The sequence below is a fragment of the uncultured Parasphingorhabdus sp. genome (genome assembly GCF_963975735.1).
In the GTDB taxonomy this organism is placed as follows: domain Bacteria; phylum Pseudomonadota; class Alphaproteobacteria; order Sphingomonadales; family Sphingomonadaceae; genus Parasphingorhabdus.
Window position 1 is genome coordinate 20,955 of the sequence record NZ_CAXBIA010000010.1, and the last position, 23,007, is coordinate 43,961.

General features: G+C 58.4%; 26 protein-coding genes. 15 read left to right on the top strand and 11 right to left on the bottom strand.

Translation table 11 applies throughout. The features are described from left to right. The first annotated feature begins 57 nt into the window (after window positions 1-57). The 4 genes from AACZ86_RS11360 to AACZ86_RS11375 all read left to right on the top strand — a co-directional run bounded on the left by AACZ86_RS11360 (window position 58) and on the right by AACZ86_RS11375 (window position 5,025). Window positions 58-1,062, top strand: a complete 1,005-nt coding sequence (locus tag AACZ86_RS11360; protein WP_339692617.1) for a nitronate monooxygenase — start codon at window positions 58-60, stop codon at window positions 1,060-1,062. A gap of 68 nt (window positions 1,063-1,130) precedes the next feature. Further along, the gene (locus AACZ86_RS11365; RefSeq protein ID WP_339692620.1) at window positions 1,131-1,676 is read left to right on the top strand and encodes a PH domain-containing protein; all 546 of its coding nucleotides are present in this window, start codon (window positions 1,131-1,133) and stop codon (window positions 1,674-1,676) included. Further along, the gene (locus AACZ86_RS11370) at window positions 1,673-3,187 is read left to right on the top strand and encodes a PH domain-containing protein (RefSeq protein ID WP_339692623.1); all 1,515 of its coding nucleotides are present in this window, start codon (window positions 1,673-1,675) and stop codon (window positions 3,185-3,187) included. The genes AACZ86_RS11365 and AACZ86_RS11370 overlap by 4 nt, the downstream gene beginning before the upstream one ends. Before the next feature lie 65 nt (window positions 3,188-3,252). Then, entirely contained in the window at window positions 3,253-5,025 is a 1,773-nt protein-coding gene (locus tag AACZ86_RS11375; RefSeq protein WP_339692629.1) for a DUF885 domain-containing protein, read from the top strand. On the opposite strand, the gene AACZ86_RS11380 is transcribed toward AACZ86_RS11375, so the two are convergent. The 9 genes from AACZ86_RS11380 to AACZ86_RS11420 form a co-directional block, all read right to left on the bottom strand. Next, the gene (locus AACZ86_RS11380; protein ID WP_339692632.1) at window positions 5,026-5,649 is read right to left on the bottom strand and encodes a hypothetical protein; all 624 of its coding nucleotides are present in this window, start codon (window positions 5,647-5,649) and stop codon (window positions 5,026-5,028) included. It abuts the gene before it with no gap. A gap of 54 nt (window positions 5,650-5,703) precedes the next feature. Further along, window positions 5,704-6,243, bottom strand: coding sequence for a demethoxyubiquinone hydroxylase family protein (locus AACZ86_RS11385; protein ID WP_339692634.1), 540 nt, complete (start codon window positions 6,241-6,243; stop codon window positions 5,704-5,706). Next, window positions 6,236-6,724 carry a disulfide bond formation protein B gene (locus tag AACZ86_RS11390; RefSeq protein WP_339692637.1) on the bottom strand — a complete coding sequence of 163 codons (489 nt, stop codon included), beginning with the start codon at window positions 6,722-6,724 and terminating at the stop codon, window positions 6,236-6,238. Before AACZ86_RS11390 ends, AACZ86_RS11385 begins: the two co-directional genes overlap by 8 nt. Window positions 6,725-6,731: 7 nt before the next feature. Next, window positions 6,732-8,096 (bottom strand): S41 family peptidase, encoded by a 1,365-nt coding sequence (locus tag AACZ86_RS11395; protein ID WP_339692640.1) that lies wholly within the window; start codon window positions 8,094-8,096, stop codon window positions 6,732-6,734. Between the two features lie 127 nt (window positions 8,097-8,223). After that, the gene (locus AACZ86_RS11400; protein ID WP_339692642.1) at window positions 8,224-9,423 is read right to left on the bottom strand and encodes a peptidoglycan DD-metalloendopeptidase family protein; all 1,200 of its coding nucleotides are present in this window, start codon (window positions 9,421-9,423) and stop codon (window positions 8,224-8,226) included. A 2-nt stretch (window positions 9,424-9,425) separates the two neighbouring features. Next, window positions 9,426-9,848 (bottom strand): 23S rRNA (pseudouridine(1915)-N(3))-methyltransferase RlmH, encoded by a 423-nt coding sequence (locus AACZ86_RS11405; RefSeq protein ID WP_339692644.1) that lies wholly within the window; start codon window positions 9,846-9,848, stop codon window positions 9,426-9,428. A 12-nt stretch (window positions 9,849-9,860) separates the two neighbouring features. Continuing rightward, complete coding sequence (rsfS, locus tag AACZ86_RS11410; protein ID WP_339692809.1) at window positions 9,861-10,184, bottom strand: ribosome silencing factor; 324 nt, start codon at window positions 10,182-10,184, stop codon at window positions 9,861-9,863. A gap of 92 nt (window positions 10,185-10,276) precedes the next feature. Then, a complete protein-coding gene (locus AACZ86_RS11415; protein ID WP_339692646.1) occupies window positions 10,277-10,918 on the bottom strand; it encodes a nicotinate-nucleotide adenylyltransferase in 642 nt (213 codons plus the stop codon). A gap of 10 nt (window positions 10,919-10,928) precedes the next feature. Next, window positions 10,929-12,182 (bottom strand): glutamate-5-semialdehyde dehydrogenase, encoded by a 1,254-nt coding sequence (locus tag AACZ86_RS11420; protein ID WP_339692649.1) that lies wholly within the window; start codon window positions 12,180-12,182, stop codon window positions 10,929-10,931. Window positions 12,183-12,429: 247 nt separating this feature from the next. On the opposite strand from AACZ86_RS11420, the gene AACZ86_RS11425 reads away from it, so the two are divergent. Then, window positions 12,430-13,626 (top strand): M23 family metallopeptidase, encoded by a 1,197-nt coding sequence (locus AACZ86_RS11425; RefSeq protein ID WP_339692651.1) that lies wholly within the window; start codon window positions 12,430-12,432, stop codon window positions 13,624-13,626. After that, the gene (locus tag AACZ86_RS11430) at window positions 13,616-14,038 is read left to right on the top strand and encodes a polymer-forming cytoskeletal protein (RefSeq protein ID WP_339692654.1); all 423 of its coding nucleotides are present in this window, start codon (window positions 13,616-13,618) and stop codon (window positions 14,036-14,038) included. The genes AACZ86_RS11425 and AACZ86_RS11430 overlap by 11 nt, the downstream gene beginning before the upstream one ends. Before the next feature lie 46 nt (window positions 14,039-14,084). On the opposite strand, the gene AACZ86_RS11435 is transcribed toward AACZ86_RS11430, so the two are convergent. Then, a complete protein-coding gene (locus AACZ86_RS11435; RefSeq protein ID WP_339692811.1) occupies window positions 14,085-15,593 on the bottom strand; it encodes a YifB family Mg chelatase-like AAA ATPase in 1,509 nt (502 codons plus the stop codon). A gap of 258 nt (window positions 15,594-15,851) precedes the next feature. Here AACZ86_RS11435 and AACZ86_RS11440 point away from each other — a divergent pair, with 258 nt between their 5' ends. The 9 genes from AACZ86_RS11440 to dapE all read left to right on the top strand — a co-directional run bounded on the left by AACZ86_RS11440 (window position 15,852) and on the right by dapE (window position 22,408). After that, window positions 15,852-16,505 carry a hypothetical protein gene (locus tag AACZ86_RS11440; RefSeq protein WP_339692656.1) on the top strand — a complete coding sequence of 218 codons (654 nt, stop codon included), beginning with the start codon at window positions 15,852-15,854 and terminating at the stop codon, window positions 16,503-16,505. A 122-nt stretch (window positions 16,506-16,627) separates the two neighbouring features. Continuing rightward, window positions 16,628-16,963, top strand: a complete 336-nt coding sequence (locus AACZ86_RS11445) for a PGPGW domain-containing protein (RefSeq protein ID WP_339692659.1) — start codon at window positions 16,628-16,630, stop codon at window positions 16,961-16,963. 108 nt (window positions 16,964-17,071) lie between these two features. After that, on the top strand, window positions 17,072-17,206 hold the full coding sequence (rpmH, locus tag AACZ86_RS11450; RefSeq protein ID WP_339692660.1) for a 50S ribosomal protein L34: 135 nt from the start codon (window positions 17,072-17,074) through the stop codon (window positions 17,204-17,206). Between the two features lie 7 nt (window positions 17,207-17,213). Continuing rightward, window positions 17,214-17,663, top strand: coding sequence for a ribonuclease P protein component (gene rnpA, locus AACZ86_RS11455; RefSeq protein WP_339692662.1), 450 nt, complete (start codon window positions 17,214-17,216; stop codon window positions 17,661-17,663). Between the two features lie 2 nt (window positions 17,664-17,665). After that, window positions 17,666-17,878, top strand: a complete 213-nt coding sequence (gene yidD / locus AACZ86_RS11460; protein WP_339692665.1) for a membrane protein insertion efficiency factor YidD — start codon at window positions 17,666-17,668, stop codon at window positions 17,876-17,878. 54 nt (window positions 17,879-17,932) lie between these two features. Next, on the top strand, window positions 17,933-19,792 hold the full coding sequence (gene yidC, locus AACZ86_RS11465; protein ID WP_339692667.1) for a membrane protein insertase YidC: 1,860 nt from the start codon (window positions 17,933-17,935) through the stop codon (window positions 19,790-19,792). Window positions 19,793-19,899: 107 nt separating this feature from the next. Further along, on the top strand, window positions 19,900-20,523 hold the full coding sequence (gene yihA, locus AACZ86_RS11470; protein WP_339692668.1) for a ribosome biogenesis GTP-binding protein YihA/YsxC: 624 nt from the start codon (window positions 19,900-19,902) through the stop codon (window positions 20,521-20,523). Window positions 20,524-20,583: 60 nt separating this feature from the next. Continuing rightward, entirely contained in the window at window positions 20,584-21,255 is a 672-nt protein-coding gene (locus AACZ86_RS11475; RefSeq protein WP_339692670.1) for a glutathione S-transferase family protein, read from the top strand. Between the two features lie 10 nt (window positions 21,256-21,265). Beyond that, entirely contained in the window at window positions 21,266-22,408 is a 1,143-nt protein-coding gene (gene dapE, locus AACZ86_RS11480) for a succinyl-diaminopimelate desuccinylase (protein ID WP_339692672.1), read from the top strand. A 37-nt stretch (window positions 22,409-22,445) separates the two neighbouring features. Here the strand turns inward: dapE and AACZ86_RS11485 are convergent, their stop codons facing one another. Beyond that, window positions 22,446-23,006 carry a Smr/MutS family protein gene (locus AACZ86_RS11485; RefSeq protein ID WP_339692674.1) on the bottom strand — a complete coding sequence of 187 codons (561 nt, stop codon included), beginning with the start codon at window positions 23,004-23,006 and terminating at the stop codon, window positions 22,446-22,448. Between the last annotated feature and the right edge of the window lies 1 nt (window position 23,007).

Genomic DNA, 23,007 nt, shown 5'->3' on the forward strand with positions numbered 1-23,007 from the left:
ACTGCCTCCTTTACCAACCCTCTCCCCTGAACGGGCGCGGGCTTTAGAAAGAAACATATGACCCAATCCAAACTCCAGCATCTCATGCAGCGCGGCACCGATTTTCTCGGCTGCGAAACCGCGATCATGTGCGGGGCGATGTCCTGGGTGTCGGAACGCAATCTGGTCAGCGCGATTTCCAACGCCGGCGGCTTTGGCGTGATTGCCTGCGGCGCGATGACGCCGGACTTGCTCGACACCGAAATTGCCGAGACCAAGAAACGCACCGACAAACCGTTCGGCGTCAATCTGATCACCATGCATCCTGATCTGATGGCGCTGATTGCGGTCTGCGGCAAACATGCGGTGACCCATGTCGTGCTGGCTGGCGGTCTGCCGCCCAAGGGGAGCCTGGAAGCGATCAAGGAAACCGGCGCAAAAGTGATCTGCTTCGCCCCCGCCATGGCGCTGGCCAAGAAATTTGTCCGTTCCGGCGTCGACGCGATTGTCATCGAAGGCATGGAGGCCGGCGGCCATATCGGTCCGGTGTCGACTTCGGTGCTCGCGCAGGAAATATTGCCGGAGATTGCCAGCCAGCTACCGGTCTTCGTTGCCGGCGGCATCGGCACGGGCGAGATGATCGCTGCCTATCTCGAAATGGGCGCCAGCGGCGTCCAGCTCGGTACGCGCTTTGTTTGCGCCCATGAATCGATCGCCCATCCCGATTTCAAGAAAGCCTTCATCCGCGGCAACGCCCGCGATGCGATCACCAGCGTCCAGGTCGATCCGCGCCTGCCGGTAATCCCGGTCCGCGCGCTCAAGAACAAGGGCACGGAAGAATTCACCCACAAGCAGATCGAAGTCGCCAAATTGCTGGATTCGGGCGAGATCGAAATGGGTGAAGCACAGTTGCAAATTGAACATTTTTGGGCGGGTGCGTTACGAAAAGCGGTCATAGATGGCGATATCGAGCATGGAAGTGTCATGGCCGGACAGTCGGTCGGCATGGTCAAGGCCGAAGAATCCGTGGCCGAAATTATCAAATCTTTGATCGATCAGGCGGAAACCGCTCTGGCGCGATAGCTCTGCGACGCGGGAAGCCGGACGCGATCCGTCTTGCCTTGCTAACACAGTTTCGCCATAGCTAAGCCATGACAAAAGATGCTTCCAAATCTTCCATTTCCGATCAATATTCGGCTGTGGAGCCAGACCTGCAAAGCACCTATAATCAAGGCCTTACACCGCTCCATCCGCCGCAGAAAAGCCTGATCCGGATCAACATGGTCATTCGTTCGCTGATCCTGCTGGCGGTGGCGGTGGCCGGTGAAATTCTGCTCCACATGCAATTTGGCGCCAGGCCCGGCATGGTCCTTGTTCCGGTGGCAATATTTGCGGCCCTGCAGGTTGTCGTCCTGCCCCACCGCATCTATCGCCGCTGGGGCTATGACATGGGCGAAGAACAATTGCGGGTACTCCGCGGTTTCCTCTGGCGGACTGACACGATCGTCCCGTTCAACCGTATACAGCATATCGACGTCGCACAGGGTCCGCTGCAGCGACTATTCGGCCTGTCGACCCTGATCGTGCACACAGCCGGGACCCACAACAGCATCGTCACCCTGCCCGGCCTTGCTACCGCCGACGCCGAAGCGATGCGCGAGACGATCAAGGGCCATATCCGCCAAGATATGATATGAGCGAAGAAGCGGCTCCATCGCTGACACCAGACGCTGCCCCCTTCCGGCGGCTGCACCCGCTCAGCATCATTCTGAAATCACTGTCGATGCTCAGCCGGAATATCGTCGCGATCATCGTCCTCCATTTCAGCCTGTTCGACCAGAATATCACCTATACCGCGCTCGCCGCGCTGGCGCTGGTCACGCTGGTTGTCGGGGTCACGACCCTGATCTGGTCCCGCTTCACCTATCAGGTGACAGACCGGGAAATCCGCATCAAGAGCGGCCTGCTCAACCGCAACAACCGCTCGATCCCGTTCGACCGGATCCAGGATGTCAGCCTCGAACAAAAGCTCGTCAGCCGCTTGCTCGGGCTTGCGACAGTGGCGCTGGAAACGGGTTCCGGCGCGGGCGAAGACGGCCAGCTAGACGCGCTGTCGCGCGCCGATGCAGAGGCACTACGCGACACGATACGGGACTATAAAGCCGGCAAAATCACTGCGGATACCATGGCAGACGCCGAGCCCGTCACAACAGAAACTCCACCAATATTTGCGATGGACAACCGGCGTATCTTCATCGCCGGACTGTTCAACTTCTCCTTCGTCCTGCTCGCCATTCTCGGCGCACTGGCCCAGAATCTCGATTTTCTGCTGCCCGACGGCTTCTTCGATCCCCGCACCTGGATCGATGCCCTGCCCGAACAGGAGACGATCAACGGCCTGAGTTCGACCGTCCGTCTAGGCTGGGCGCTATTCGCGATCCTGTCGCTGATCACGATAGGCTTTGTCAGCGGCATCGTCCGGACGTTCGTCCGTGAATATGCCTTCCGCCTCGACCGGGTCGATAGCGGGCAGCGGGGTTTCCGGCGGCGGCGCGGGCTGTTCACCCTGACCGACATGGTGATGCCGATCCACCGGGTTCAGGCCGCCATATTGCAGAGCGGTCCGGTCCGCGAATATTTCGGCTGGTATCATCTCAAATTCACATCACTGGCAGGCGATGCCAGCGGCGAGACCGATCACAGCGCGGCCCCCTGTGCGAAACTGTCCGAGATCGAGCCGATCCTGTTCGAATGCGCCATCAAGCCAGCCTCGCCCGATATCGATTTTCAGGCCGTCAATCCTGCCTTCTGGTGGCGTCGCGCGATCATCGTCTCGCTGGTGCTGACGACTGCTGCCCTCGGTGCCGGGCATTTCATCCATAGCGGCTATTTGGCGATCCTGCTGCTGGCCATCCCGATCATCCTCATCCTGATTCTCAACTGGCGTCATCATCAATATGCCCTTGCAGACAGCCAATTATATGTCCGCTCGGGCTGGTGGCGCCGCAAACTGACTATACTCCTGCTCCGCAAGGTCCAAAGCGTCGATGTCAGCCAGTCGCCGCTCGACCATCCGCTGGAACTGGCAACGGTCACCATCGGTATCGCCGGCGGCTCGACCACCGCGCCGCTCCGGATCGTCGATATTCCCTTGCAAAGCGCCATGGATTTGCGCGCCCTGCTGGTTGCCCATCGAAATCATGCTTGACTAAAGGCTCCGATCATTCACGATAGTTGCGATAGATATTATAGGATTTGTTCAGGGAGAATATGATGCGCAAAACGAGTTTAGCCATGCTGGCACCGCTAGCGATGCTGGTCTGTCCACCCGTCTATGCCCAGGCGGAGACCAACCGGGAAGCAACCGCGTTACACGCCGTCATCGATGCATATTGGGACTATCAGCTGGAACAATATCCGGAATTTGCCTCCTCCCTCGGGGTCGATGATCCGGTTGGCCGGGTCAGCGATGCCAGTCTCGAAGCCGAAGACAGCCGCGTGGCAAAAGCAAAGGCCTGGCTCGCGCAACTGGATGCAATTGACACAGCAGCGCTGAACGAGGACGACAAGACCAACTATGGCATATTGCGACGTTCGCTGGCCGAGCAGGTCGAGGCCAACAGCTACGGCCAGCGCACGATCAATTTTACCAACCGCGGCGGCTGGCACCAGAATTTCGCCAGCATGCAAAACAATCTGCCGTTCCGCAACGCGCAGGATTACCGGACCTATATCAACCGGCTGAAACAATATGCGCAGGTGAATGATCAATCAATTGCGGTCGCCAACAAGGCGTTGGCAGGCGGTTTTGTCCAGCCCTGCGTATCGATGGAGGGCTATGAAACCAGCATTTCCGGCCTGATCACGGATGATGTACGCGAATCACGCTTTTTTCAGCCTTTCACCCGCAAAGTGCCGGAAGGCATGGACCCTGAGGTCTTTGAAGGTCTCGCTGGTAGCGCGATGACGACCATCGGCGCGCTGATCAATCCTGCCCTGCAAAAGCATTACGACTGGTACACCAAGAGCTATGCCCCGAATTGCGCCAAGGCTCCCGGCGTCTCGGCCCAGCCCGGCGGATCGAAATATTATGATTTCCGAATTCGCCAGATGACCACGACGACCAAGACTGCCGACGAAATCCATAACATTGGCGTCAGCGAAGTCGCCCGAATCCGCGCCGAAATGGTCGAGGTTGCCAAGGAAGCCGGCTATGATTCGCGCGAGGCGTTTATCGAGCATCTGCGGACCGACCCGCAATATTATGCCAAAACACCGGAAGAGTTGATGGAAAAGGTTGCCCGGGTGACCAAGATCATCGATGGCAAAATGCCCTCGATCATCGGCAAGCTCGCGCGGCTTCCTTATGGCATCAAGGAAATCCCGGCGGAGACCGCCGAGGGCACGACCACCGCATATTATAATCCCGGCTCGCCGGACGTCGGCATTGCCGGCTTCTATTATGTCAACACGTCGAAACTCGACCAGCGCCCCTTCTGGGAAATTCCGGCGCTGAGTGTTCACGAAGCGGTGCCCGGCCATCATCAGCAGATCGCGTTGCAACAGGAACTCGATATGCCGGACTTCCGCAAACATGGCGCGTTTTTCACCGCCTTTGTCGAAGGCTGGGGCCTCTATTCGGAGCGGCTCGGCATCGAGATGGATCTATATGATACGCCCGCCAAGAACATGGGGCGGCTGTCCTACGAAATGTGGCGCGCGTGCCGGCTGGTCGTCGATACCGGCATCCACAGCAAAGGCTGGAGCAAACAGCGGGCAATCGATTTCATGACCGACAATACCGCGCTCAGCGAGGCCAATATCGAGGCCGAAGTGAACCGCTATATCAGCTGGCCCGGACAGGCTCTGGCCTATAAAATGGGCGAGTTGAAAATCCGAGAACTACGCAGCAAGGCGACCCGCGAACTGGGCGACAAGTTCGACCTGCGCGCGTTTCACGATGTCGTGTTGGGACAGGGCGCAGTGCCGCTGGATATGCTCGAAGCGCAGGTAAACCGGTGGATAGAAGCCCAGAAGGCTAGCTAGTCATTCATCATCCGGACCGGGGGTTTCATCGGCCCCCGGTGGCACGGCCAGATCATTGGTGGCTTCCTGCGCGTCGGTATCTTGCGCATCAAGCCGGTCCCTGGCTTCCTCGGCTGCCGCTTCCCGCGCTTCGCGATCGGCTTCGATTTCCAGCACACGTTCTTCCACAGCATCGGATTCCGCATCGATCCGGGACAGGCGGTTCTGCCGTTCCTCTTCGATCAGCTGTCCCCAGTTGACCGTGTCATCAATGCCTTTTTCCGCATAGGCCTGGCTGAGCAGCGCTTGTGTGCAACCGGTGAAACCCCCTGCTCCGGTGGGCGAGCAGCTGCTGGTTCCGGATTTCCCGACATATTCGTAGGATCTGACCCGCTCCGACCAGGCCTGGTTCTTGGCATCGCCCAAACCGCCGCTTCTCAAGGTTTCGGGAATGCGGTAACGCTCGCCCTCGTCCTTGCGGGCGCAGACGACAATCTCTTTGTCGCTGCTTACCGGACAGGGGTCATCGCCATAGATGACGAGTTGATTGACCCGGTCTCCGGCCTGGTCCTGAGCCTGAGCGGGTACCGCCATCATGCCGACGCTTGAAAGGGCAGCGGCGGAGAATAAAAATTTATATATCATGGCATTTCCTTTGTATCCGCCGTCCTGAACCGACGCTGAAGCGGATTGCGCTTCCTAGATCCGTTTCGACAAACCGATGGCAAATCTGCATCCCAGCCTGATCACGGCGCTCAAGGCCGGATAGCCGGGCGCGTCTTCCGCTCCCGATGCGATTGCCGTTGCCTTATGCTCTAATTCCTCTTCGCGAAACTCCGCAATAATACGGGTTAGCTCGGGATCATTTTCCGATTCCAGCGCTTCAAGCTGTTCTTGGTAATGGTGATCGATTTCGGTTTCTACCGCAGCCGTACAGGCCATCGCCGCTCGTGGTCCCATCGCTGCTGTCGTCGCGCCCAGCGCATAGCCGGCAATTTTCCAGAAGGGTTGCAAAGCGGTCGGCCGCACGCCGCGCTCCGCGATCATCTGGTCAAAAGCCTCGAGATGTCGCTGTTCCTGTTCGGCCATATGGTGGATCGCGCTGCTGTGGGGCGCATTGTCGCCCATCACCGCCAGCTGTCCCTTGTAGATTTGTGCCGCGCCATATTCGCCGGCCTGGTTGACCCGGATCATCGATGCGATATCGACACTATTCCGGCCCAATTTTGTTTCAGACATTGTCGACATCCTTGCGCCCCGTTGCCACCATGATCAAAATCAGAATGGCGCCGCTTACCGACCAGAGAAAATTAAAGCCGGCCAGCGAAATACCGAACAGCGACCATGGTGCCACATCGCAACGGACCAGCGGCGCGTTCATGATCGAATCGAGCATGTCGCCACCCGCAGCAACATTGGTGGTGCAAGAGGTAAGCCCTTCCCACCAGTCATATTCCACACCGGCATGAAAACCGCCGATGAGGCCGCTGATCAATATTGCGATAGCTGCCGCAACCACCAATAGCTTCGACCAGTTTCTGGAACGAAACAGCAGGGCGGGTAATGCTAGGATGATCGCAGCAAGATGCGGCCATCTTTGCCACATACACATTTCACACGGATAAAGGCCAAAGCCATATTGGCTGAGCAACGCGCCGCCCAGCAAAGCGGAGGGCAGCAGGAAAGCCAGCCAATTGGCAGTGCGAATGGATCCCATCATTATGGCCCTAGTTTTTCGCTACCACTGTTTTCTTGGCAGGTTTTCTAGCCGCCTTGTTGATCGCCATTTTCAAGCCTTCGGGACCAAGCCGCCCGATCGTTTGCAGTGCATAATGGAGCTGGAAATCTTCCACGCCCTGCTCCTTCAACTCTTCGGCAGTCTGGGCGAAACGCGGATCGTCCTTGCCATCCTCTTCCAGTACCTCGTCCTCGAGCTTGAGCTCGTTGATCAGATGTTTCCGCAAATCGGATTCGCGGAACCGGGGCCGGGACTTGTAATCCGGGTCGGACAGCTGCGGCACATTGATGTCGGGCTCAATCCCGCCCTCCTGCACCGATTTGCCGGACGGCGTGTAATAGCGCGCCGTGGTCAGGCGCAATGCGCTGTTGTTGGCGAGAGGTAGCAAAGTCTGCACCGAGCCCTTGCCGAAGCTGCGCTCACCCATGACGAGAGCGCGGTGATGGTCTTGCAGCGCGCCGGCAACGATTTCGGAAGCCGAAGCCGAACCCGCGTCGATCAGAATGATGATCGGCAGACCGTTGGCGGCATCGCCGGTCTTGGCGAAATAACGCTCGATATCGGATTTTTGCCGTCCGCGCTGCGAAACGATTTCTCCGCGCGAGAGGAATACATCGGAAACCGACACGGCTTCATCAAGCAGACCACCGGGGTTGGACCGCAGATCGAGCACATAGCCGAGCGGCTTCTTGCCAAGCGATTTGTCGATACCGGCAATCGCCGCGGCAACGTCAGCGCCGGTGTCATTGGAGAAGCTGTTGATACTGATCACGCCGATCTGGTCCTTGATTTCCCATGTGACCGGTTTGAGATCGATGATCGCACGATCCATCGTAACGTCGAACGGTTTGTCGCGGCCGGGGCGGACGATGGTAATGCTGATCGGCGTGCCGGGCTTGCCGCGCATTTCCTCGACCGCTTCATCCAGCGTGCCGCCGTAAATCAGTTCACCATTGATATGGGTTATATAGTCTCCCGCTTTCACGCCGGCCTTGTCAGCAGGCGTATCCTTGAACGGAGCAATGACTTTTACCGCGCCGTCTTCAAGGGTCACCGAAAGGCCGAGGCCACCGTAATTGCCATCGGTCTGGGTCCGCAGATTTTCAAAATCCCGGACATCGAGAAAGCTGCTGTGCGGATCGAGGCTAGCTAGCATGCCCTCAATCGCACCCTTGATCAGATCGGCATCGTCGACCTGATCGACATAGTCATTCCGCACCCGTTCAAAGACGCTCATGAACTGCTCCATCTCGCGATAGGTATTTGCATCCACGGCGGAAATTGCCGACGTCGTCGCGGGCAAAAGCGCGACGGTCAGGACAAGGGCGGTGGCTTGCAATACGGGCTTTTTCATCAATGCTATCCTGTATGTCTAGATCGGGATCAAATATAGGCTGGAATCACCCCTAAAGCCAAGCAGCTTAACCAAAAATGACAGAAGTGTTCGATGAACAACAATTTTTCCGTAATCCCGTCGGATTTCAGCCAATCAGCGCGGCAATATCAATCGGTCGGCCGTTGCGACGCAGTTCGACGGTGACGGTCGGGTCATCAGACCCGGACTGTCCGACCGGCGCGCCCTGCACAACCCGGTCACCGACCGCGACACGGATCGTCGCCAAATTGGTGATCAGACTGGTCCAGCCGGCCTCATGTTCGATGATAATGATATTGCCATAGCCCCGATAGCGTCCGGAATAGGCCACCCGTCCCGCGGCAGGCGCGACAATCTGCGCGCCGGAAGAAACCGCAAGCGTAAGTCCACGCGAGCGATAGCCGCTATTGGAAATTTCGCCAAGACCGGTAACAATCTCCCCGCTCACCGGCAGGAGATAGGCATTGGCAACATCATCGCCGCGAGTTTGCTTGCGGAGCGATGGGTTGCGTCCCTGACCAGGTCGCAGCAACGGCCCATCCAGTTCTGCCAGCGCTTCGCGGACCGCGCCGCTTTCGCGAATCTGGTCCATCAAATCCACGATATCCCGCGCTTCCTCACCCAGAGCGAGGGCCCGGTCCTGTTCGATTCCGGCATCGTCGGAAAATTGCGCCGCTTCAATCCGTTCGTTCGCTTCCAGCGCGGCCAGCTGTCGCCGCCGCTCTGTCAGACGGCGCTGGCTCTCGTCGAGCGACGCAATCGCCCGGGTGGCCTGCAGCCGAAGCTGTTCGCCCTGCCGGACCTCGTCGCGCAGGCTAGCGGTTCGCCGCTCGATTTCCGGCATCACCGCCGACAGGATCGATCGCATATAGATAAGCTCGTCAAGCGAGCGCGGTTCAACCAGCGCAAGCGCGGTCGGCTTTCGGGTCATCATCTGGAGCGCGGCGGTCAGCCGGACCATCGGCCCCTGTTTTTCCGCCAGCCGCGCGCGCTGGCGCTCCTGAAGACGGGCCACGATATCGATGCGGGTGCGCGCAGCCTTTATATCGGCTTCCGCCCCCTGGATGCGCGCCGCCAGAGCGGCGGCTTCGCTGGCGATCCGGTCGGCATCATTGCTTGCCGCCTCGGCCTGGCGTTTCAGGGCATCGCTGCGCTGGCGGGCCCGCTCGGACTGCTCGCGCGCCGAGATCAGACTGCGCCGTTGTTCCGAAAGACTTGGTCCGGGCGCCTGCGCCGAGAGCAAAGCTGCTCCGCTAAATGCAACGCCAACAACTGCAATCATCACGAGAACGGATCGCAGCATCATGGTCACCCTTCCCTGTGATAGGGATGGCCGGCGATAATCGATGTGGCCCGAAACAGCTGTTCCGCCAGCATGGCCCGTGCCATCATATGTGGCCAGGTGGCCTTACCGAATGAAAAGAAATGGTCCGCGCTAGCGCGCTCTTCGGCGCTCAAACCATCGGCGGCCCCGATCAGAAAACGCGCTTCGCGCGCGCCGTCATCGCGCCAGGTAGAGAGCAAATCCGCAAATTTCTTCGAGGTCCAGTTTTCGCCCGCTTCGTCCATCGCGATTATTTTCGTGACACCTTCCAGCTTCGGCGACTTGCCACCCTGATCGGGCAACTCGCTTATTTTAACATCCCATCCGATCCGCTTCACATAGCGGTTCACCATCTCCGCTTCCGGGCTGCGGCCTATTTTTCCGCGAGCGACGATATGCAGTCTCATCGCGCCGCAAAATCAGGCTTCGACGACAGCCGCCGAGTCATCTTCCTCGTCGACCGCCCACATGCGTTCGAGATTGTAGAAACTGCGCACCTCGGGCCGGAACAGATGGATGATGACATCGCCTGCATCGACCAATACCCAGTCGGCATTGGCAAGACCTTCGACTCGGGCGACTCCGCCGGCCTGTTTGATCCGTTCGGAGAGTTTCTGGGCAATTGACGCGACCTGTCTGGTCGAACGCCCCTCGGCGATCACCATATGGTCTGCAATATTGCTTTTGCCCGCCAGCGGGATGGAGACAACATCTTGTGCCTGATCATCGTCGAGCGATTTCATGACAAGCGCATGGAGTGCATCCGACTCGGCCTTTCCTTCCTTGGAAGTGGCAGATTTCAGAGCTTTTACCTTCGATTTCGTCAACTTAAATCCTAATCTTCTGGGCCTATCAGCCGGTGTGTCACCGCGTCACGAACGCGGCAATCATCATATTGCTGATGCCAATGGGGCCGGGCCATCCGGATCGCGGTGGCCGAGCGTGGGTCGGGACGATAGCGCAGGAATGTCAGCGCCGGCGTACTCCAGTTGGTCCAGTTACCACGTTGGCTCGCGGGGTGGACGAAGCGCCGCAGCCAAGCCATTGCGGGAGCCGCAAAAGCATCGTCATCATAGCCGGGTCTCGAAATAACTGCAATCGGCAATAATCTGGCAATTTTTCGCCAGTCTCTCCAGCGGTGGAATTGCGCCAGATTATCGGCCCCCATGATCCAGATAAATTGTCGCTTCGGGTAACGGCGAACCAGTTTTAGCAGCGTATCATATGTATATTTCGTGCCCAATTGCTGTTCTATCGCGGTCGGCCGGATCGCACTCCGCCTCGCCATTTTCCGGGCCGATGCCAGGCGCGCATGCAACGGCGCCATGTCCTTGGCCCCCTCTTTAAGCGGATTGCCGGGCGAAACCAGCCACCAGAATTCGTCCAGCGCCAGTTGCTCCATCGCAAACAGGCTGATCGACCGGTGGGCGCCATGGGCCGGATTGAACGATCCGCCAAGAAGGCCGGTAGTTTTCACCGAATCACGTTCAAGGCCGCACTTGCCCGGTACCGCGAACCACCCATTTATAGGTCGTCAGTCCTTCCAGCGCCACCGGACCGCGCGCGTGCATGCGTCCTGTGGAAATCCCGATTTCCGCGCCGAGGCCGAATTCGCCGCCATCGGCAAACTGGCTCGAAGCATTGTGCATCACGATCGCGCTATCGGCGCGCTGGATGAATTTTTCGGCGATCGCCTTATCCTCGGTGACGATAACATCGGTATGATGCGATCCATGGGCAGCGATATGCTCCAGGGCTTCATCCACGCCGTTGACCATCGCTACGGCCGCGATCGGCGCGAGATATTCGGTATCCCAGTCCGCCGCTTCCGCAGAAACGATGCGTTCGTCCAGTTCGAGCACCGAATCGTCGCCGCGGACTTCGCAACCCGCGTCAATCAACGCCCGTACCAGGGCGCCGGGTGCCGGATAATCCTGATCAATCAGCAAGGTTTCCATCGCTCCGCACACCCCGGTGCGCCGCATCTTGGCATTCACGGCGATGGCAATCGCTTTATCCTGATCTGCATCCTTGCCGATATAGGTATGATTGATCCCGTCGAGATGCGCGAGAATGGGAACGCTTGCTTCATCCTGCACCCGCTTGACCAGCGACTTGCCGCCGCGGGGAATGATGATGTCGATCAGCCCGTTGGCCTTCAGCATCGCGCCGACTGCCGCCCGGTCGGTGGTCTGGACAAGCTGGATAGCATGTTCGGCGAGACCCGCTTCGACCACGCCTGCCGTCATGGCGTCAAAAATCGCCCGGTTGCTCTCTATCGCTTCCGATCCACCGCGCAGGATAACGGCATTGCCCGACCGCAGCGCCAAGGCCGCCGCATCGGCGGTAACATTGGGCCGGCTTTCGTAAATAATGCCGATCACGCCGAGCGGAACCCGGATGCGCTCCATCACAAGGCCATTGGGCTGCTCGCTGCGGTCGATGATTTGTCCGACAGGGTCGGGAAGGTTGGCGACCTTCTCTACTGCCGCAGCGATCGCTGCGAGCCGAGCTTCGTCGATCATCAACCGGTCCAACATGGCGTCAGTCAAACCGCGCGCACGGGCATTTTCCATATCGCGTTGATTGGCGGCGAGGATGACGGCATGGCTCGCGCGCAAATGTCGCGCAGCGGCGGTCAGGGCATCGGATTTCTGGGCATCGCTCACGCCGGCCAGCATCGTGAATGCAGCCCGCGCCTTCTGTCCCATTTCGGTGATAAGTTTTACAGCTTCTGTCATAAGTGGCTGCTAGCATGGCGGCGTGAGCAATTTAACCCTCAATCGCAACCCCGGGACAAATGAAAATTTACTTGTTGGTAAACGGCAGATTCGTACGAATCCCGTCAAATCAAAATTAATTTTCTATGAATATCGCAGTTCGTCGCATGACTCGTTCGGCTCGTCACGAGTCGTTGCCCTGTGATTCGCATCACACCAGACTCTCTGATACCCCTTGGATGGGGATTACGAATAACAACGGCGGGTCATGCAAACACAAAAAACCAGACAAGGGCTTATAGCCCGGCTGGACCATATGTTTACCGATCGCGAGTTTTTCATGCGGTCGCACGGACAGGTCCGTTTTCTAACCATTTCGGCAACATTGCAGAAGCGTGTGGCCTATTCTGTCGCTGCGGCACTGGCTATCTGGCTATTGATCACGCTGGCGATGATGATCAATCAGCTTACCGTCACCGGCGAGCGCGTGGCCCTTGCGCAAAAAGAAGCCAGGGTGAACAGCTCGGAAAGCCGGATCGCAAATTACAAGGCATCGATTGACGACGTCGCGGCCGATCTTGAGCAGCGTCAGGATGTACTCGATCAGATGACCGAGCAATTTGTCGGCGACCAGCCCGAGGCCGCTGAGGCAGCGGGGCAAAAGCAAACCGACGAACAACTGTCCGAAAATACGCAAAAGATCAGCGCGGCTTTCCCGGAAGCGGCCCATCTTGCAGCACTGGAAGCCCGGCAGATCATGTTTGCCCGGCGCCTCACATTGGCAGCCGTGCAACGCACCGAGCAAGCAGCGGAGGCAATTCGCAAATTCGGCCTGAACCCGGACAAGCTGTCCCGGAACTCCATGGATGCCATGGGTGGTCCGCTGATTCCTTTCTTCAAAAAACAAAACCAGCAGCTCCATCCGACGCTTGAACGCCTTAATCTTGCGCTGCAGCGGATGGACGCACTGGAGCGGACGTTGATCGCGATTCCGTCCGGCAAACCGTCCAGCACCGGGATGCTGTCGAGCAGCTATGGCTATCGTCGTGATCCATTCACCGGCGGCGGCGCAATGCACAGCGGCATCGATTTCAAAGGGCCACATGGCCAGCCAATTATGGCAGCGGCCGGCGGCAGGGTCACCCATGCAGGATGGAAATCCGGCTATGGCAAAACCGTGGAAGTCACCCACGGCAACGGATTGATGACGCGTTACGCGCATTTGTCACGGATCGGTGTGACCACTGGTCAAAAAGTTGAACAGGGACTACAATTGGGGGCTATGGGAAGCACGGGACGCTCGACCGGAACGCATTTGCATTTTGAAGTGCGGCTGAACGGAAAAGCAATCAACCCCCGGCCATTTTTGGAGGCGAATACAGATGTTCTCAAGGTCAAAGCCATCGCACGACAACGTGCCAACTCGCCAAAGCGCACCGAGTCAGGCACCAGCCGTGGCTCGTAGTAACGGCAGCAGCGGATCGAGTTTCTCGATCATCGGTGACGGGATCACTATCACCGGCAATATCGAATCGAAGGTCGATCTTCATATCGACGGCGAAGTGATCGGCGACGTAAAATGCCTGTCGCTCGTCCAGGGGCCATCGAGCAAGATAAAGGGCGCGATCAGCGCCCAGAACGCCAGCCTGTCGGGTTCCGTCGAGGGCTCGATCGACGCCGGCGATCTTGCCATCGCGTCCACCGCCCGCATCGGCGGTGACGTCACTTATGAAAATGTGACCATCGAACAGGGTGGCCATGTCGACGGCAAATTCAAGCACCGCAGCAACAAGGCGCCAAATATCGCCAAGACGACGCTGAACAAAAGCGAAATGGCTATCCCGCTGGAGCTGACGGAAGGCGACAAGGCGGCTTGATTCTGCTGTTGTGCGCTAGCAGCATTGATCGACACCCACCCTCAAGCTAATTGCGGGGCGCTTGGCGCCGATAGCTGAGCGCTTCGGCCACATGAATCCGCCCGACTCCGTCTGCGCCAGCCAAATCAGCGATCGTCCGGGCCACCCGTAAAACCCGCGTATAGCCGCGCGCCGACAGCCGCATCGCTTCTGCGGCCTGTGCCAGCAGTTTGCGGCCGGGCTCATCGGGCGTGGCATATGTCTCCAGCGCATCACCATCGATTTCCGTATTGGTTCGCGCGTCGAGATCAGCATAGCGCTGGCGCTGGACCGACCGCGCCCTGGCGACCCGCTGCGCCACCATCTCGGAATTTTCCGCTGGCGGGGGCATGGTGAGATCGGCGGCGGACAAAGCCTCGACCTCTATATGGAGATCAATGCGGTCGAGCAGCGGTCCCGAAACTTTTGCCTGATAGTCGGCGGCGCATCTCGGTGCCCGTGAACAGGCAAGTGCCGCGTCTCCCAAATGCCCGCAGCGACATGGATTCATCGCCGCGACCATCTGCACGCGAGCCGGAAAGGTGACATGCGCATTGGCGCGGGCCACGCTGACTTCTCCGGTCTCGAGTGGTTGCCGCAGCGAATCAAGCACCGCCCTCTGGAACTCGGGCAATTCGTCGAGGAACAACACCCCGAGATGCGCCATGCTGACTTCGCCGGGACGGACCTTGAGTCCGCCGCCAACCAGCGCCGCCATCGAGGCGCTGTGATGCGGTGAGCGGAACGGTCGCTGCCGGGACATTTGTCCGCCCTCCAGCGTCCCTGCGACAGAAGCCACCATCGACACTTCCAGTGCCTCGGATGGCGACAACGGCGGCAATATGCCGGGTAAACAGGATGCCAGTAGCGATTTCCCCGAGCCTGGCGGACCGTTCATGAGAAGGTTATGTCCGCCAGCCGCAGCAATCTCCAAAGCCCGCTTCGCGGTTTCCTGTCCTTTCACATCCTTGAGGTCCGGTCCATAATCCGGTTCGGGCGCATCGCCGGTTTCCGGTGGTGTCAATATAGACTGCCCTTTGAAATGATTGAGCAGCGCCAGCAGGTTGGTCGGCGCCAAGACCTCGACATCACCCGCCCAGGCAGCTTCCGAACCCTGCAACGCCGGACATATCAAACCCAGATTCTCACCCGACGCATGGAGCGCCGCCAGCAAGACGCCCGGCGTAACCGCCAATCGGCCATCGAGCGACAATTCTCCGACGACAATATAGCTCGCCAGCGTCTCGGCATCGACAATGTTCATCGCCCCCAGCAACGCCAGCGCAATCGGCAGGTCATAATGGGAACCGGCTTTCGGCAGATCGGCGGGCGACAGGTTAACCGTGATCCGCTTCGGCGGCAGCGAAAGTCCCATCGCCGCGATCGCAGCGCGCACCCGCTCGCGGCTTTCCGCGACCGCCTTGTCCGGCAGGCCGACGACGTTAAACGCAGGCAATCCCGGCGCAACCTGACATTGCACTTCGACACCCCGCGCTTCCAGTCCGAGATACGCCACCGTCTGAACCAGCGCCACCATCATAGTCGCCCCAATTTCATGCCTGGAATAGTGGCGGCGACCTGAGATTGAGTCGAGCGGCAACCGCCGCTTGGCCGCAACCGTCAAAAGTCCCGGACACTCGCAGGCAATAGGCGGTTAATTTTCTCGCAACCAAACGTTCTTACGCTTTGGCAAGCGCCTGGGCTGCAATGGAGCGGGATGAAACGGCAGAACCAATCAGGATCAACAGGCAATAGCCGCTCTTCGGGCGGTTTTTTTGCAAGCGTCTTCCTGCTTGTGGCATTTTTGGTGCTGCCGGCCAACGCGGCCCATAGCGCCAGCAGCTATGTGGTAACCGAGACAGTCGAGACGCTGGAATATGATATATTCGAACCAGCACCGTTGCAGGCATCGGCGTCCAGTTCCTTTGGCAACGCCTTTGCCCAATACGGACCATTTCAGGTGGTCGCGCCGGACCTGGTGGTCATGACCGGAACCGTGGATAGCTATACCCCGGCGGTCTTTCGCCAAATGCTGAGCCAATATCCCGGAATCACACGGATCGAAATGCGCGATTGTGACGGCTCGGTCGACGAGGAGGCCAATCTCGAACTTGCCAGAATGATCCGCCGCGCGGGAATCAGCACCCATGTACCGGCCAACGGCTCGGTTCGCTCCGGCGCGGTCGAACTTTTTCTCGCCGGCGTCCAGCGGACAGCTCATCCGGATGCGGAATTCATCGTGCACAGCTGGATGGACGAAGACGGACGGGAGGCGAATGACTATCCAGCCAGCGATCCGGTCCATGCCGAATATCTCGACTATTATCAGGAAATGGGCGTATCGGGCCCCACTGCAAGAGCGTTTTACGCCTTGACCAACAGCGTGCCCTTCTCCGATCAGTTGCGCCTGTCCCGCAGCGACATGGCTCGCTTTCAACTCGTCCACTAGGGTCTCCATCCCGACCTTCCGTTCATGGTTTATCCATCTGAAGGAACGATAATCACATCTGCGCGCTTTAGTTGTACCGGCAAGGCTTGCGAGACTGGTCCCGAAGCACCAATTGGAATGTGATGAACGACGAACCGACGAAGAAACGCTGGAAATATACATCAGGATCGCGATTCGCCCTCGCGGTCATCGGATTCATGTTGATTCTGGTTTCACCGATCATCGGCGCGATCCCCGGCCCCGGCTTCATCATCGTCTTTCCGATCGGGCTTGCGCTGGTCCTGCAAAACTCACGCTGGGCCAAAAAGCGCTATGTCGATTTCAAACGGCGATTCCCCCATTATGGCAAATGGACCGACTGGGCCATGCGCAGACGGCACCACAAGACCCTTCCCGAGGATTTTGAACTGCCGATTTTCGGCAAGGTTAAAACCGGCAATCGGGACAAGAAAGTCTAGCGCAAACGCTTGACTTTCAGCGCCTGCCTGCCTAATCGCAGCCACAACGTATCGGCCGCAGTTTATGGCGGCCCTTTTTTATTGAAATTTTGACGTAGGATAACCGCGATGAAGCGTACATTTCAACCAAGCCGCCTGGTCCGTAAACGGCGCCATGGTTTCCGCGCCCGCAAGGCCACCGTCGGAGGCCGCAAAGTATTGGCTGCCCGCCGCGCTCGTGGCCGTCAAAAGCTCTCTGCCTAAAACCAACATGACCGCCAGCGCTGCGCCTGCTGAAGCACGCCCATCGCTGGATCATCTGGACTTGAAGCAGCCTTCACCCGAATCGGCATCGCTCGAATCAGATCCGCTTATCGAGGTGATTCGCAAGCGGGCAGATTTTCTCGCTGCCAATCGCGGCAAACGATTCGTCACCCCCAATTTTGTCCTGCTGGCGCATCGTCGTCGCAGTGACCATCCCGTTCCGCCAGCGACGATTCGCCGCGGCATCACGGTCACCAAAAAAATTGGCAACGCCGTCGCTCGCAACCGCATGAAGCGTCGCTTTCGTGCTTTGCTTGCCGAGACATTGCCCGGTGACGGGATACCCGGCGTCGATCACGTCATTATCGGTCGCAAAGCCAATAAGGAAGCGGACTTCGCCGCCATGAAGGCCGAACTGGAAAAGGGTCTGAAATATCTGGCCAAAAAGCTCGCTTAGCGATGCTCAGGTCCGTTTTCATCTTCTTCGTGCGCTGCTGGCAATGGGGCCCGTCGCGGATATTGCCGCCGACTTGCCGCTACCAGCCGACCTGCAGCAGCTATGCGATTGAAGCGATCGAGAAACATGGTGCAATTAAGGGTGGCTGGTTAGGGGCTAAACGGCTATTGCGCTGCCATCCTTGGGGAAGCTCGGGTTACGACCCGGTGCCTTGATACCCTCATACACCTACCCTATTTGCAACAAATAGCCGAAAACAGGACGATATAGTGGACAACAAACGCAATATAATCATGGCGGTGCTGCTCACCGGAATCATCCTGTTCGGATGGCCGATGCTGATGGAACAGTTTTTCCCGGATATGGCCAACAAGAATGAAGTGGTCGAACAGGCAAATGCTCCGGCCAATGATCAGGTCTCCGGCGATAAAATGACCCCGGTGGCAGGCTCGGCATCCAGTAGCACCGAGATTGCCACGGACGCCGGATCGGGCAAGGTCCGGCCGTTGGCGACCGTATTGCGGGAAAACCCCCGCGTCCTGATCGACACACCCCGCGTCAAAGGTTCGATCAATCTCAAAGGCGGCCGCATTGATGATCTCACGCTGACCGATCACACGGTCGACATGAGCAAGGATAGCGGATCTGTCCGGCTCTTCTCCCCTTCTGGCACCGAGAACGCCTATTTCAGCCGCTTCGGCTGGGCCGGCGAGGGCGTTGCCGTTCCGGATGACAATACGATCTGGTCAACCGATCAAAGCAAACTGACTCCCGAAACGCCGGTGACACTCAGCTGGTCGAACGAGACCGGACAAACCTATGCGATCAAGCTGTCGATCGACGCGGATTATCTGATCACCGCCGAACAGAATGTGACGAACCGCGGTGAGAATGCGATCGCGATCAAACCTTATGGTCTGCTCAACCGGAAACGGGATCTGGCAAATATTCCGGCGAGCGAAGCCAGCACATGGACCATCCACTCCGGTCCGGTCGGCGTCTATGAAGGCGCAGCAAATTACGATGTGGATTATAAGAATCTGGCCGGTGAAGAACCGGGTTTCTTCACCCGGATGTTCGGTACGTCTGCGGTTGCCGGAACCAATTCCTATGACACGGAAGTCAGTTGGCTGGGCTTTACCGACAAATATTGGCTGGGCGCTTTGATCCCTGACAATATTTCGCAAGTCGACGCAAAATTCCGCTCCGGCGGCGGTGATATTTTCCAGGCCGAGATTGCGAAGAAAAGCGCGCAGATCATCGCACCCGGCAAACAGTTGAACACCACCACGCGCCTTTTTGCCGGTGCCAAGGAAAACGCGATTCTCGAAAGATACGAATCAGAATATAATATCAAGAATCTCGACCGGGCGATCGACTGGGGCTGGTTCTACTGGTTCGAGAAACCGCTTTTCTATCTGCTTAACTGGTTATTCCAGCTGGTCGGCAATTTCGGGGTCGCAATCATCCTGATGACCTTCGTCGTCCGGGGTATCATGTTCCCGATCGCGCAGAAGCAATTCAAGTCCATGGCGCAAATGCGAGCGGTTCAGCCGAAAATGAAGGCTATCCAGGAGAAGCATAAAGAAGACAAGCAACAGCAACAGCAGGAAATCATGAAGCTGTACAAGGACGAGAAGGTCAATCCGCTCGCGGGCTGCCTTCCGATCTTCCTGCAGATTCCGATCTTCTTCGCGCTGTACAAGGTGCTGATGCTGTCGATTGAAATGCGCCACCAGCCCTTCATCCTTTGGATCAAGGATCTGAGCGCACCCGACCCGCTGACTCCGGTCAACCTGTTCGGCCTGTTGCCGTTCGATCCGCCCAGCTTCCTTGCCGTCGGTATCTTGCCGATCCTGATGGGCATCACCATGCACTTCCAGTTCAAGCTGAACCCGGCACCGATGGATCCGATGCAGAAGCAGATATTCAGCATCATGCCGTGGATATTGGTGTTCATCATGGCACCCTTTGCCGCCGGTCTGCAGCTCTACTGGACCGTGTCCAATATTCTCACCATCGCCCAGCAAAGCTGGCTCTATTCCCGTCATCCCCAGATGAAGGAAATGATGGCCAAGGAAGCCGAAGAAAAAGCAAGAAAAGCTGCTGCTGACAAGGCCGGGGCATGAGCCCCTGCCCTGTCATTCCAGCGGAAGCGAAGCCGAACGGCCGCCTGTCGCACTTCATTGTGGTGACGGGCATGGCGCGGGTTTGCGATCGTCAGGATGACAAATAGATGACTGCGCCACTCCACCCGAAGCTGTTCTCCGGCCCGATCAGTTTTCTGAAAAGCGCGCCGCAGCTGCAATTTCTGCCGGACCCGAAAGTCCCGGAAATTGCGTTTGCCGGCCGGTCCAATGTCGGCAAGTCGTCGCTGATCAACGCGATGACCAATCGCAATGGCCTGGCGCGAACCTCCAACACGCCGGGACGGACGCAGGAACTGAATTTCTTCGATATCGGCGATCCGCTGATCTTCCGCATCTGCGACATGCCCGGCTATGGCTATGCCAAGGCACCGCCGAAAGTGGTCCAGAAATGGCGCTTTCTGATCAACGACTATCTCCGCGGTCGCGCGGTACTCAAACGCACATTCGTCCTGATCGATTCTCGACACGGCATCAAGCCGGTCGACGAAGAAGTGATGGAAATGCTCGACAAGGCGGCGGTGAGCTACAGGGTCGTGCTGACCAAAGCGGACAAGGTGAAGCAGGAAGAACTGGATATCACGGCTGCAAAAGTCGCGGAGATTGCCAAGAAACATCCTGCCGCGCATCCGGACCTGTTGCTTACCTCTTCGGAAAAGAAACAGGGCATCGACGAACTCCGGCTCGCGGTACTGGAAGCAGTGCAGAGCTAGATCGCTGCCCGGCGACGCTTTTCTATACACAGCGCACCATATTTGGTTATGGGACAGAATATGAAACTGATAATCGGAAACAAAGCCTATTCCAGCTGGTCGATGCGCGGCTGGCTTGCCTGCAAGCAGTCGGGCCTCTCCTTCGAAGAGCTCACCGTGCCCTTATTCGGCGACGATTGGGATCATGTCCGCGAGAGCGAGAATTTCGCCCCGTCGGGTGGTAAGGTTCCGATATTATGGGATGGCGAAACCGTCGTATGGGACAGTCTGGCGATAATCGACTGGCTCGCCGACAAGACCCATCGGGACCGTTTCTGGCCCAAGGACGAGACCGCACGCGGCATGGCCCGCTCGATGGCCGCAGAAATGCATTCCGGCTATATGGCGCTGCGCCGGCAATGTCCGATGAACACACGGAAAATTTACGAAGGCTTGGCGTTGAGCGACGAGGTCAAGGCTGACGCTGCTCGCATCATAGAATTATGGGCTCAGGCCAGGGCACGTTTTGGCGGTGGCGGACCATTTCTGTTCGGCACCTATGGCGCCGCCGACATCATGTTTGCGCCAGTCGTATCGCGCTTCCAGACATATGGATTCCGCCTGCCAGGCTTCGCCACGAGCTATATGCAGACCGTAATCGACCATGAGTGGACTGCGCAATGGATGGAAGCGGCTGAAGAGGAACCATGGGTGATCGAACGCCTCGAACAGCCGGAAACGGCAAAAAGCTGATCGGCCGCCCATGACCCGCACAAATACACTCGACTATGCAAAGCGACTGATCGCGCATCCCAGCATCACACCCGCGACCGGCAGCGTGTTTGACGAGATGGAAGCGATGCTCGCTCCGCTGGGGTTCGAGATATCGCGATTTATCGCTGGCGATGCCCCGGAGGATGCAGAGCTTGGCGGCCCCGTCGAGAATCTCTTCGCCATTCGCCACGGGGCCCCCGGATCGCGTCATTTTGCATATGCGGGCCATCTTGACGTCGTCCCGCCCGGCCAGGGCTGGCAGACCGATCCATTCGTTCCGGAAGAGCGCGGTGACTTGCTCTACGGTCGCGGCGCGGTCGATATGAAAGGCAGTATCGCCGCCTTTGTCGGAGCGCTGGAACAGCTGCCCGATGATCTCGGCACGATCAGCCTGATCATCACCGGCGACGAAGAAGGGCCTGCGCGTTTCGGCACGGTCGCAATCATGGAGCTGATGGCCGAGCAGGGCATTACCCCTGACCTTTGTCTTGTCGGCGAGCCGACATCGGTCAACCGGCTGGGCGACATGATGAAAATCGGCCGACGCGGTTCGGTCAATATGTGGATCGCTGTGAACGGTATGCAGGGCCACGTCGCCTATCCGCATAACGCCGACAACCCGATCACCAAGCTTGGCAAGATTCTCAGCGAGATCGATTCGCTTCAGCTCGACGAGGGGACCGACTGGTTCCAGCCGAGCAATATCGAATTTACAGACCTCCACGTCGGCAATCCGGCACATAATGTCATCCCGGCCAAGGCAGAGGGACGCCTCTCGATCCGGTTCAACGACCGGCATAGCGGCGAAAGCCTGAGCGCGATGGTCAAGGAGATTGTGGAACGGCACGGCGGCGAACTGAAACCGATTATTTCCGGCGAACCGTTCCTGACACCGCCCGGAGAATTTTCGGACATCGTCGCGGGTGCGATTCGCGAAGTAACGGGGGTAGAACCGGAACTGTCGACGTCAGGCGGCACCTCCGACGCGCGCTTTCTGGCCAAGATCATGCCGGTGGTCGAATTCGGCCTTTGCAACGCGACCATGCACAAGCTCGACGAAGCGGTGGCGATCGAAGATCTCGAACAGCTGTCGAGGATTTTCGCGCTTATTGTGGAACGCGCCCTCCGCTAGGCCGCTTTTGAAAACAGCCGTCCGGCAAGTGCGCCGATCAGCGCGAACGGCGCAATATGATATAGAGCGCCCCGGCGCCGCCATGCCGCGGATGGGCACTGCGGACGGTAGCAATACGGGATGCATGGCGCGATGCCGCGAGCCAGTCGGATATAGCAGACCGTATCGCTCCGCGACCACCCGCACGGTTGCGCTCTTCGTCGCTGCGGGCCTTGCCGGTAATCAGCAATATTGCGCGATGGCCGGCCGCGATGCTCAGTTCCAGCGCACTGTCGAGACGTCCATGGGCCGACGACAGGCTGTAGCCGTGAAGATCGACGGTAACGTCCGGTTGAATGATGCCTTTGGCCAGGCGGCGATCCCAGCCGCCGTCGAGACCGTGCCGGGTCGGCACCGGTTTCTGGTCACGCAACGGAACAGCCTTGCTGGGCTCGCCGCCAAAATATTCTGCTGTGATTGGTCCGGCATCTTGCACCCGCTTCCTGGCGACGGGAAGCGATTCGATGCGCTTCACCCGCCCTTGATCGAGCGGCTCTACGGTCTCGATAAATTTCTGCCAGAGCGCCTTTTCACCGGCGGTAAGGGGCCGGTCGGACACG